The sequence below is a fragment of the Mesorhizobium mediterraneum genome (genome assembly GCF_002284565.1).
In the GTDB taxonomy this organism is placed as follows: Bacteria; Pseudomonadota; Alphaproteobacteria; order Rhizobiales; family Rhizobiaceae; genus Mesorhizobium; species Mesorhizobium mediterraneum.
The window spans coordinates 60612-71135 of record NZ_NPKI01000029.1; the positions used below are offsets into that span (position 1 = coordinate 60612).

Consider the following 10524-nt stretch of genomic DNA (forward strand, 5'->3'; position numbering starts at 1 on the left):
ATGGCCGTGCAAGCTCTCGACACCGCAAGGCTTCCAGTCGACTGGGCGAAACTCGTTCAGAAGCTGGCATTGCCGACCGCCCTGTTCGTCGTCGCCTACGGCGTGGTCCCTGCCTATGCTTCGGGCTATCTGGTCGAGGCGATCCTGCTGCCATTCCTGGCGCTCAGCCTGGCGGCGGTCGGCCTCAATTTGCTGACCGGCTATTGCGGCCAGCTCTCGCTTGGCTCTTCCGCCTTCATGGCGGTGGGCGCGTTCGGCGCCTACAATTTCAACCTTAGGGTCGAAGGCCTGCCGCTGGCGGTGACCATGATCCTGGCCGGAATTTCCGCCGCCGGCTTCGGCGTCGTGTTCGGCCTGCCCAGTCTCAGGCTGCGCGGCTTCTACCTCGCCGTCTCGACGCTCGCCGCCCAGTTCTTCGTGCAATGGGCGCTAACCAAGTTCGGCTGGTTCTCCAACGACAACCCGTCCGGGGTGGTCTCGGCGCCGCACCTGGCCGTCGCCGGTCTTTCGCTCGACAGCGCGACCGGCCGCTATTTGCTTTCGGTGACGACGGTGATCCTGATCACAGTGCTCGTGTCGAGGCTGGTCAACAGCGCCACCGGCCGCAACTTCATCGCCGTGCGCGACAACGAGACCGCGGCACGGGTCATCGGCGTTCCGGTGCTCAAGACCAAGCTGCTCGCCTTCGCGCTGTCGTCCTTCATCATCGGCGTTGCCGGCGTGCTGTGGGCCTTCACCTATCTGCGCACCGTCGAGCCGGCCGGGTTCAACCTCGACCGCTCGTTCCAGATCCTGTTCATCATCATCATCGGCGGGCTGGCTTCGATACGCGGCGCCTTTCTGGGCGCGGCGTTCATCGTCGTCTTCCCGCTCTTTCTGTCCCGGCTCGGCGCCTTCGTGTTCGGCGGCCTGTTCGATTCAGGTGTGCTCGACATGAGCCAGCGCATCGTGCTTGGCGCGCTCATCATCATCTTCCTCATCGCGGAACCGAACGGGCTGTCGGCCCTCTTCGACCGCCTGAAACGACGGATCGGCTCGAGGTCCAGCTGAGCGCCGCTCGACATCCTCTCACGGACCACAACCTCAGGAGATGCAACCCATGACCTTCTTCAGTCACCTACGAAAGGCGGCGATCGCCACGGCCTTCGTCTTCGGCGCGACGGCGGTTCACGCCGACGAACAGTATTTTCCTCTGCAGAGCTACCGCGTCGGCCCCTATGCCGCCGGCGGCACGGGCTTCTTCGGCGGCTTCATCGACTATCTCAACCTGATCAACATCCGAGACGGAGGCGTCAACGGCGTCAAGCTGACCTGGAGCGAAGGCGAGACGCAGTATGAGGTCGAGAAGGGCGTCGAGGTCTACGAACGATTGAAGAGCAATCCCGGCATCGCCGCCTGGAACCCGCTTTCCGTAGGCATCGCATACGCCATGATCGACCGCATCACCGATGACAAGGTTCCACTGATAACCATCAACCACGGCCGCACCGACACGACAGATGGGCGCGTGTTCCCTTACGTCTTCCCGCTGCTGCTCAATCCCTACAGCGAGACCTCCGGCATCGTGAACTACATCGCCTCCAAGGAAGGCGGCCTCGACAAGCTCAAAGGCAAGAAGATCGTGGTGCTCTATCACGGCTCGCCCTACGGCAAGGAGACGATCCCGATCTATGAATTGCTTTCGCAGAAATACGGCTTCGAGCTGTCGCACATCGAGGTGCCGCATCCCGGCAACGAGCAGCAGGCGCAATGGCTGACGATCCGGCGCGAGCATCCGGATTACGTGGTGCTGCGCGGCTGGGGGGTGATGAACCCCGTTGCCCTGAAAACCGCCCAGAAGACCGGCTTCCCGGCCGACCATATCGTCGGAAACGTCTGGTCCAACTCCGAGGAAGACGTCATCCCCGCCGGCGATGCCGCTAAGGGCTACACCGCCATCACCACCCAGGCCTCGGGCGAGCAGTATCCGGTGGTCCAGGAGATCGTCAAAACCGTCTACGGCGCCGGCAAGGGCAATCTCGAGGACAAGAGCCGCATCGGCTCGGTCTACCATAATCTCGGCATCGTCAATGGCATCCTTAATGTCGAGGCGGTCCGCATCGCACAGGCGAAGTTCGGCAACCGCACGCTGACCGGCGACGAAGTGCGTTGGGGCTTCGAGCATCTCAAGCTCGATCCGGCGCGCGTCGAGGCACTCGGCGCCAAGGACCTGTTCCACTCGATCAACGTCTCCTGGGACAATCACGAGGGTGACGGCTACGTGACCTTCCAGCAATGGGACGGCAAGAAGTGGAATGTCGTCTCCGACTGGATCGCTCCCGACTGGAAGCTGCTGCGTCCGATCATCGAGAAGTCGTCCGAGGCCTATGCCAAGGAAAAGGGCATCAAGATCCGCACAGCCGAGGACGCCGACGCGGTGGTCAGCAACTGAATTTGGTATGGCGCGGCCGACAAATCTGGCCGGCCGCGCCATCCACCTTCCCGAGCGGAGTCATCGATGTCCATCCCGGAATACCCGATACTGTCAGTTAGCAGCGTGGAAGCTGTCTACAACGGCGCCATCGCCGCCCTACACGGCGTCGACTTGTTGGTTGGCAGGGGCGAGATCGTCGCGCTGCTCGGCTCCAACGGTGCCGGCAAGACGACACTGCTGCGCGCCGTATCCAATCTCCTTCAGACTGAGCGCGGCGCCATTACCGCCGGTCGGATCACCTTCGGTGGCGAGGATGTTTCAAGGGCAAGCCCCTCGCACCTAGTCCGCAGCGGCCTTGTCCAAGTCCTCGAGGGCCGGCATTGCTTCCGCTCGCTGACGGTCGAAGAGAACCTCTTCACCGGCGCGCTCGGACGCTCGTCCTCTCGCACTGGCGTCAAGGCCGACCTCGATCGTGTCTATTCACTTTTCCCAAGGCTCGCCGAGAAGCGGCGAACCCGGTCCGGCCTCACTTCCGGGGGCGAGCAGCAGATGACGGCTATCGGCCGGGGTCTGATGTCGCGGCCGAAACTCTTTGTTCTGGACGAGCCGTCGATGGGGCTGGCACCGCTGATCGTCGACGAGATCTTCAGCGCCCTGAAATGGCTCAACCGCGACGAAGGCCTTTCGATCCTCGTTGCCGAACAGAATTCGGCGGTCGCGCTGAAATACGCCGACCGCGCCACCGTGCTCGAGAACGGCGTCAGCGTGCTGGAAGGATCGGCTGCCGACTTGCGCCAGCGCACCGATATCAAAACCTACTACCTCGGCGGCGCGCCGCTTCCACCGCAACATTTTCCCAAGGAGACAGCAGCATGACCATCCAATCCAGGCAGGCGTCGGATAGCCGCAGTGCCGTCCCGCCGGTCGAACGACCCTCTGCCAAGGCGCATGTGATCAAGGCCGATGCCGAGGCAATCGCTGTCGCCGAAAAACTCGCCGCCGAATTCGCCAGGGATGCCTCCAAGCGGGATCGTGAACGCATCTGGCCGAAGGAAGAGCTCGATGCGTTTTCGCAGAGCGGCCTGTGGTCGATCAACGTGCCGAAAGCCTATGGCGGGCCGGAGCTCTCCTATGTGACCCTGTCGAAGGTGATCACCATCATCTCGGCGGCCGATCCGTCGCTCGGCCAGATTCCGCAGAACCATCTTGGCGTCGTCGCCGCTATCCGCACCGTCTCCGACGAGGCGCAGAAGAAGCTGCTTTTCGCTGAGGTGCTGTCCGGCACGCGCTTCGGCAACGCGTTCTCCGAGTTCGGCTCCAAGCGCGCGGCCGACTTCGAGACAAAGTTCGTCGACGCCGGCGACCATGTCGTGGTCAACGGCCAGAAATTCTATTCGAGCGGTGCTCTGCTTGCCCATCTGGTGCCGATCGTGGCCCTCGATGACGAGGGGCGTGCCTGGTATGCCATCGCCGATCGCGGCGCGCCCGGGCTGACGGTCATCGACGACTGGTCGAGCTTCGGACAGAAGACGACTTTGTCCGGCACGGTCCTGCTCGACAATGTCAAGGTGCCCAAAACGCATCTCGTCCCCGGCTATAAGGGCTACGACAGGCCGACGGCCGACGGCGCCATCTTCCAGATCATCCAGGCCGCGGTCGATCTCGGCATCGCCAAGGCGGCGATCGACGAGACTGTCGGCTTCGTGCGCACCAAGTCGCGCGCCTGGATCGACAGCGGCGTCGATCATGCCTGGCAGGATCCTTATACGATCCAGGCGATTGGCGACCTTCGCCTGCGGACCAACGCGGCAGAGGCGGTTCTGGAAAGGGCCGGGCTTGCGGTCGATCGCGCCGTGGCCGACCCGAACGAGAAGACCGTCGCGGAAGCGCAGATCGCGGTTGCCGAATCCAAGATTCTCACCACAGAGATCGCCATCATTGCCACGAACAAGCTGTTCGAGCTCGCCGGCACACGCTCGACGCTGGCCGAGCACAATCTCGACCGGCACTGGCGCAACGCCCGCACCCACACGCTGCACGATCCGGTGCGCTGGAAATACGCGATCCTCGGCAACTACTACCTCAACGACGTAAATCCGCCACTCCATGCCTGGAGCTAGTGAGCGCCTCCAAATCACAGAGGACCATTCATGAGCATTGCCACTCCCGACAGGATCAAGGTCCTGTGGTTTCTGCCGACTCATGGCGACAGCCGCTATCTCGGCACCTCAGAGGGGGGAAGGGCGGTCGACTTGCCCTATCTCACCCAAGTCGCGAAAGCCGCCGATGCCATCGGCTACTATGGCGCGCTGCTGCCGACAGGACGCAGTTGCGAAGATAGCTGGGTCGTGGCGTCGGCGCTGGCACCGCTGACGCAGCGGCTTCGCTTCCTTGTCGCCGTCCGGCCGGGCCTGCAATCGCCGACGCTAGCCGCGCGCATGACCTCGACGCTCGACCGCATTTCCGGCGGACGCCTGCTCATCAACGTCGTCACCGGCGGGGATCCGGTCGAGAACAAGGGCGACGGCATCTTCCTCAGCCATGACGAGCGCTATGAGGTGACGCGGGAATTCCTCGACATCTACAAGGCGGTGCTTCGCGGCGAGACCGTAGCGTTCGCAGGCAAGCACTTCCGTATCGAGGACGGTCGCCTACTGTTTCCGCCCGTGCAGACGCCACATCCGCCGCTCTATTTCGGCGGCTCGTCCGATGCCGGTAACGCGGTCGCCGCCGAACAGATCGACAAATATCTGACCTGGGGCGAACCGCCGGCGGACGTCGCGGCAAAGATTGCCCATGTGCGCGGTCTTGCCGAGAAAGCCGGGCGCCAGGTGACTTTCGGCATCAGGCTGCATGTCATCGTCCGCGAGACCAATGATGAGGCCTGGGCCGATGCCGACCGCCTGATCAGCCGCCTGGACGACAACACGATAACCGAGGCGCAGAAGGTTTTCGCGCGCATGGATTCCGTCGGCCAGTCGCACATGAGCCGGCTTCATGGCGGCCGCCGCGACAAGCTCGAAATCAGTCCGAACCTGTGGGCTGGCGTTGGCCTGGTGCGCGGCGGCGCCGGCACCGCCCTGGTCGGCGATGCGGCGACAGTTGCGGAACGGATCGACGAATACCGGCGCATTGGCATCGATAGCTTTATCCTGTCCGGCTATCCGCATCTGGAGGAGGCCTATCGGTTCGGCGAACTGGTGTTGCCGTTGTTGCCGCTCGATCATGAAATCTCGACCCGCCCGACGACCGTCAACATGGGACCGTTCGGCGAAACGGTGGCCGGCGACCATCGGCCTTCGGCACCGCGCGCGAGTCAGTCTTGAGCGCCAGAGACTTGGGCAGGGGACCGGTCGTAGCCATCATCGGTGGCGGCTTTTCCGGTGCGGCGACCGCGTTTCATCTTGCGCGGCTGCTGCCCGCCGGTGCTGCCGATATCGTGGTCGTCGAGCCCAGAGACGGGCTCGGCTATGGTCTGGCCTACTCGACGGCCGATCCTTCACACCGCATCAACGTGCCGGCGTCGAGAATGACGCTGATCTCCGGCCAGGACAGCCACTTTGCCGATTGGCTGGAGCAGACCGGCGCGATTCTCGACGATGCCGAGGCTATTGCCGCAAATGGAGCACTCTACCCACAGCGACGCGTTTTCGGGCGCTACGTGGAATCTTATCTCCAACCCTTTCTCTTCGGCAAAGTGATCCGTCATGTCAGGTCCGCCGTCGCGTCAGTCGAGCTCAGTGGCCAGGGCTACATCCTGATTCTCGCTGATGGAAGGACGCTCGCAGCCGACGCCCTAGTGATTGCGGCGACGCATCCGCCACCCGCCTTGCCATCGGCCCTGCGGTCCGTGGCTGCTGCAGCCCGGCTGTTGGCCAATCCCTATGATCTCGGAGGACTGCAAGCGATCGGCCGCGACGACCATGTGCTCGTAGTCGGCACTGGACTGACGTCGGCGGACATCATTGCCACGCTGGACCGCAATGGGCATCGTAGCCGCATCGTCGCGCTGTCACGTCATGGTTATCGTTCGCGCAGCCACGCGGTGCTCCCGGTCGACCCGATTGGTGATTTCATCAGTCTGCCTTCACGCAGCGCAACAGTGATGCTCAGACGCATCCGGGCCACGATCCTAGATGCCAAGCGTCGGGGCGAAGACTGGCACCCGGTGCTCGATGCCGTCCGACGTCAGGGACAAATCATCTGGCAGGCCCTGCCGCTCGACGAGCAACGCCGCCTCGTGCGCCATTTGCGCACGCTGTGGGATGTGCATCGCTTCCGCATCGCGCCACAGGTCGCGGACGTGCTCGATCGCCGCGTTGCCGAAGGCATGCTCGCCTATCGCGCCGCATCGATCGTCGGCGCCGAGCAGGTCGACGGGCGCATTCGCGTCGCGATGCGGCCAAGGCGCCAACCCACTCAGACAACCGAGACGTTCGACAGGGTGGTCGTCACGACCGGGCCGGCGCATGCCGAGATTTTCCGGACCAACACAGCAATTGCCGATCTCGGGCGAATGGGACTGGTCCGGCTAGACCCGATTGGCCTTGGCCTGGCGACCGACAGCCAAGGCCGTGCGCTCAGCACTTCCGGCCGACCGACCGACAGCATTTTCGTCAGCGGGCCGCTGGCGCGCGGCAGCGTTGGCGAATTGATGGGAATTCCCGAAGTCACCGCGCATGCCGAGCGTATAGCCGCTGAAATCCACCAATGGCTTGGATACCAAACGGCGTTGCGTCGTAAGGCGTCGTGAAGCTGCAAACACGATGAGGCTATCCAGATGACACTCACCGAGCGTATTGCGAAGGTGGAAGCCCATCGTGTCGTAAATAGGCCACTGGTCGCGTGCCGCTCCTGGCGCTTTTAGCAGATCCGCTCGACCTCGGAGGTGCCGATCTCCATGCCCAGACTTCGCACCGGCGTCCACCGCTTTGATGACGATCCGAGACGATCAGCCCACCGCGGCGGGTCGAGAAAGCACTGGGCGGGAAGACGCCTACAGCGAGGCTGCTCGCCTTGTGGCCGCAGAGAGGGAAAGAATCTGCCGCCGGACATCGACTTCAGTGGTTTAGAGAAGGCGGCTCGGCAGCGACCTCTGCGTGAACCCAGACGCCTTGAAAAGCCCGATGCGTCCGGATTTTTGGCGGTGATCTTCATCAAATGCGATGAGCTGCAATTTCTGGCGACGGCCACGCTAAGGGCGGGCCTCCAGCACCATGTTGAACGGTGTCTCCGCGGCGCGACGCAATCGCTTGAAGCCGCCGCCGGTCACCACCTTGCGCAGCCTCGCCTCACCGGCCTGGGCTCCAAGCGCGAGCCCGACTTCCTGCGACACGGACGCGGGCGTGCACACGAACGTGGAAGCGGCATAGTAAACGCGTCCGACGGGATTGAGGTTCGCCGCCAGATGATCATGCGCGAACGGCTCGACGATCATCCACGTGCCATCCGGCTTGAGCGATCCGTGGACATGGGTGGCGGCGCCCGTCGGGTCGCCCATGTCGTGAAGGCAATCGAAGAATGTGACGAGGTCGTAGGTTCCGGGATAGCTCTTGGCGGCCGCGACGTCGAACCGCGTGTTGACGCCGACGCCGGCTACCTCGGCCGCCTTGCGGGCGCGCTCAATCGAAGGGGCATGATAGTCGAAGCCGACGAAGCGCGAATTGGGGAAGGCCTGTGCCATGAGCACGGTCGAGGCACCATGACCGCATCCAACATCCGCGACGTCCACGCCGCGTTCGAGCTTCTCGACGACGCCCTCCAAGGCCGGCAGCCAGGAGTCGATCAGATTGGCATTGTAGCCTGGACGGAAGAACCGCTCCGTACCGCGAAACAGACACGCGCTATGATCGTGCCACCCGACGCCATTGCCGGACTGGAATGCCTGCCTCACCTTTTCTTCATCGAGCCACAGCGCGGACAGGAACTCGAATGCGCCTGCCATGAAGGCCGGGCTGTCTTCATCGGCGAACACCAGCTCTTGCTCGGCGTTGAGATAGAATTTGTCGCTCGCTTCGTCGTAGTCGACGTAGCCCGCCGCCGCCTGCCCGGAAAGCCATTCCCTTACGAGGCGTTCCTGGGTGCCGGTGCGTGTCGAAAGTTCGGCGGCCGTCATCTTGCCGCCTTCGCGCAATGCCTTGAACAGGCCGAGTCTGTCCCCCAGCAGGACTCCCGCGCCCGTTGCGATCGCACCGAGATCGCCGACCATTTTCCCCAAGAATGCGTCCAACTTTTCCTGATTCGCTTCAGACATCTGAATCTCCCTTTGGGTTCAATCTCTCCAGGCGACGGAGCCGTGCTCGTCATGAGGCGCCTTGAGCATCAGATGCTCGAAGACATGCAGATATCCCCGGCGGCTCATCCGCGCTGCCGATCCTGCACCAGACCATATGGGTGACGACCGGCGCGGTGGTCGGGAATGACAGCCACCTCCATGCCGTTGAAAAGCAGGAAATCCGTCACTTTGCCCTCGTCGGTAACCGGCGGAGCCGGAGTGGTCGTCACCAGGGCAAGCCCTGTTGCAGCAGGTATCCTTGGGCAGCCTGTCATAACATCGATGACTCCGGTTGTGGTGCCGGGGCGGGCGATCAGGGGCCAAGTGATTGTTCCGCGGCGGCTGTATGTTGTGGTAAGGTGATCATGCGAATTCTTGTTGGTCGGTCACGTGTTTTGCGGATGACCCGCATGTACTGTGCCAAATGAGAAAACCATTCAAACGCAATCCAGTAGATCTGACTGTATCCGACATTGTCGGAATTTGGACATCGCCGAACGCGAAGCGCTCGGGGCTTGTGACGATACTTGAGCGTGCTGCTTCGGAGGAGGGATGCGCCTCGAACCGGCCGCGAGGCCTTTTTCTGGCAACGGATATTCCGGCCGGGTTAGGCCGCGAGGAAAGCGACGGTGAATAAGAGGTAGAGGACCAACCGTTTTGAGCAGGTAGTTGCCGTGTTGCGCCCCCAGGCAAAGGCCAGCACCACGGAGCAGTATTTCTGGTGGCGATACTACAACGCCTTTAAGTGCCGGTTACCCGTTTTTACCCAGTTGGCCTGGTGCATTCAGAGCGAGGTCGTTGGAAACCGCTTATTGTGGCTATGGGCGAACTCGGGATGGAGGAGTGGGCGATTATATATTTGACAAACCCAACGGGATGAGCGATAACGATTCCAAGGAGTTAAAGCCATGTCCGTTTTGTCCCGCCCCTACTTCCACGACGAAGCCGCCGCATTCGAGCATGTAGAGGCGATGCTTTGGCCGCAGGGTCCGGTCTGCCATCACTGTGGATCAATGGATAAGCACTATAAGCTGGCTGGCGTTCGCTCCAAGCCTTCGAAGAAGAACCCGCACGGCGTCGAGCGCCATGGCCTCTACAAGTGCTCGGCCTGCCGTGCCCAGTTCACGGTTCGCATGGGCACGATCTTCGAGGAAAGCCATTTGCCCCTGCACAAGTGGTTGCAGGCCATCCACCTTATGTGCTCGTCAAAGAAGGGCATTTCCTCGCACCAGCTCCACCGCGTTCTGGAATGCACCTACAAGACGGCTTGGTTCCTGTCGCACCGCATTCGCGAGGCCATGCGCTCGGATGACTTCACGCCTATGGGCGGCAACGGCAAATTCGTTGAGGTTGACGAAACCTACATCGGCCGCCTTGCTGGCGTTCCGAAGCAGAGGACCGGCGCGGCTCACAAGAACACCGTGCTTACCCTTGTGGAGCGTGGCGGCATTGCCCGCTCATTCCATATCGACAGCGCTTCGGTTGCCCGCGTCCTGCCGATCGTCAACGCCAACATCCACAAGGAAAGCGTCTTCATGTCGGACGATGCGCGCGTGTACGACAACATTGGTCCCGAGTTCGCAGCCCATGGCAAAATCAATCATGGCCGCGAGGAATACGTTCGCGGCATCGTCCACACCAACACCGTGGAAGGCTATTATTCGATTTTCAAGCGCGGCATGAAGGGCGTTTACCAGCATTGCGCCGAACACCATCTGCACCGCTATTTGGCTGAGTTTGATTTCCGCTACTCGAACCGTTCGGCCATGGGCATCGAGGACAACGTTCGCTCGCTCATCGTCTTGAAGGGCACCAAGGGCAAGCGCCTGACTTATGG

8 protein-coding genes and 1 pseudogene are annotated in these 10524 nt (G+C 62.3%); 7 read left to right on the forward strand and 2 right to left on the reverse strand.

Features of this window, described 5'->3' with window-relative positions; genetic code table 11:
- The 6 genes from CIT25_RS23630 to CIT25_RS23655 all read left to right on the forward strand — a co-directional run bounded on the left by CIT25_RS23630 (nucleotide 1) and on the right by CIT25_RS23655 (nucleotide 7166).
- Nucleotides 1-1050 (forward strand): branched-chain amino acid ABC transporter permease, encoded by a 1050-nt coding sequence (locus tag CIT25_RS23630; protein ID WP_095487013.1) that lies wholly within the window; start codon nucleotides 1-3, stop codon nucleotides 1048-1050.
- Nucleotides 1051-1099: 49 nt separating this feature from the next.
- Nucleotides 1100-2431, forward strand: a complete 1332-nt coding sequence (locus CIT25_RS23635; protein ID WP_095487015.1) for an ABC transporter substrate-binding protein — start codon at nucleotides 1100-1102, stop codon at nucleotides 2429-2431.
- Nucleotides 2432-2497: 66 nt separating this feature from the next.
- A complete protein-coding gene (locus CIT25_RS23640) occupies nucleotides 2498-3289 on the forward strand; it encodes an ABC transporter ATP-binding protein (protein ID WP_095487017.1) in 792 nt (263 codons plus the stop codon).
- On the forward strand, nucleotides 3286-4533 hold the full coding sequence (locus tag CIT25_RS23645) for an SfnB family sulfur acquisition oxidoreductase (protein ID WP_095487019.1): 1248 nt from the start codon (nucleotides 3286-3288) through the stop codon (nucleotides 4531-4533). The genes CIT25_RS23640 and CIT25_RS23645 overlap by 4 nt, the downstream gene beginning before the upstream one ends.
- 30 nt (nucleotides 4534-4563) lie before the next feature.
- Nucleotides 4564-5739: an FMNH2-dependent alkanesulfonate monooxygenase gene (ssuD, locus tag CIT25_RS23650; RefSeq protein WP_095487021.1), complete on the forward strand. Its 1176-nt coding sequence runs from the start codon at nucleotides 4564-4566 to the stop codon at nucleotides 5737-5739.
- A complete protein-coding gene (locus CIT25_RS23655) occupies nucleotides 5736-7166 on the forward strand; it encodes an FAD/NAD(P)-binding protein (RefSeq protein WP_095487023.1) in 1431 nt (476 codons plus the stop codon). The genes ssuD and CIT25_RS23655 overlap by 4 nt, the downstream gene beginning before the upstream one ends.
- Before the next feature lie 441 nt (nucleotides 7167-7607).
- Here the strand turns inward: CIT25_RS23655 and CIT25_RS23660 are convergent, their stop codons facing one another.
- Both CIT25_RS23660 and CIT25_RS23665 read right to left on the reverse strand, forming a co-directional pair.
- Nucleotides 7608-8666, reverse strand: coding sequence for a class I SAM-dependent methyltransferase (locus tag CIT25_RS23660; RefSeq protein WP_095487025.1), 1059 nt, complete (start codon nucleotides 8664-8666; stop codon nucleotides 7608-7610).
- Between the two features lie 57 nt (nucleotides 8667-8723).
- A pseudogene (locus CIT25_RS23665) lies at nucleotides 8724-8962 on the reverse strand (insulinase family protein); the annotation flags it as partial.
- Between the two features lie 633 nt (nucleotides 8963-9595).
- Here CIT25_RS23665 and CIT25_RS23670 point away from each other — a divergent pair.
- Nucleotides 9596-10524, forward strand: a 929-nt coding sequence (locus tag CIT25_RS23670) for an IS1595 family transposase (protein ID WP_095487031.1), incomplete at its 3' end; no start/stop codon positions are given.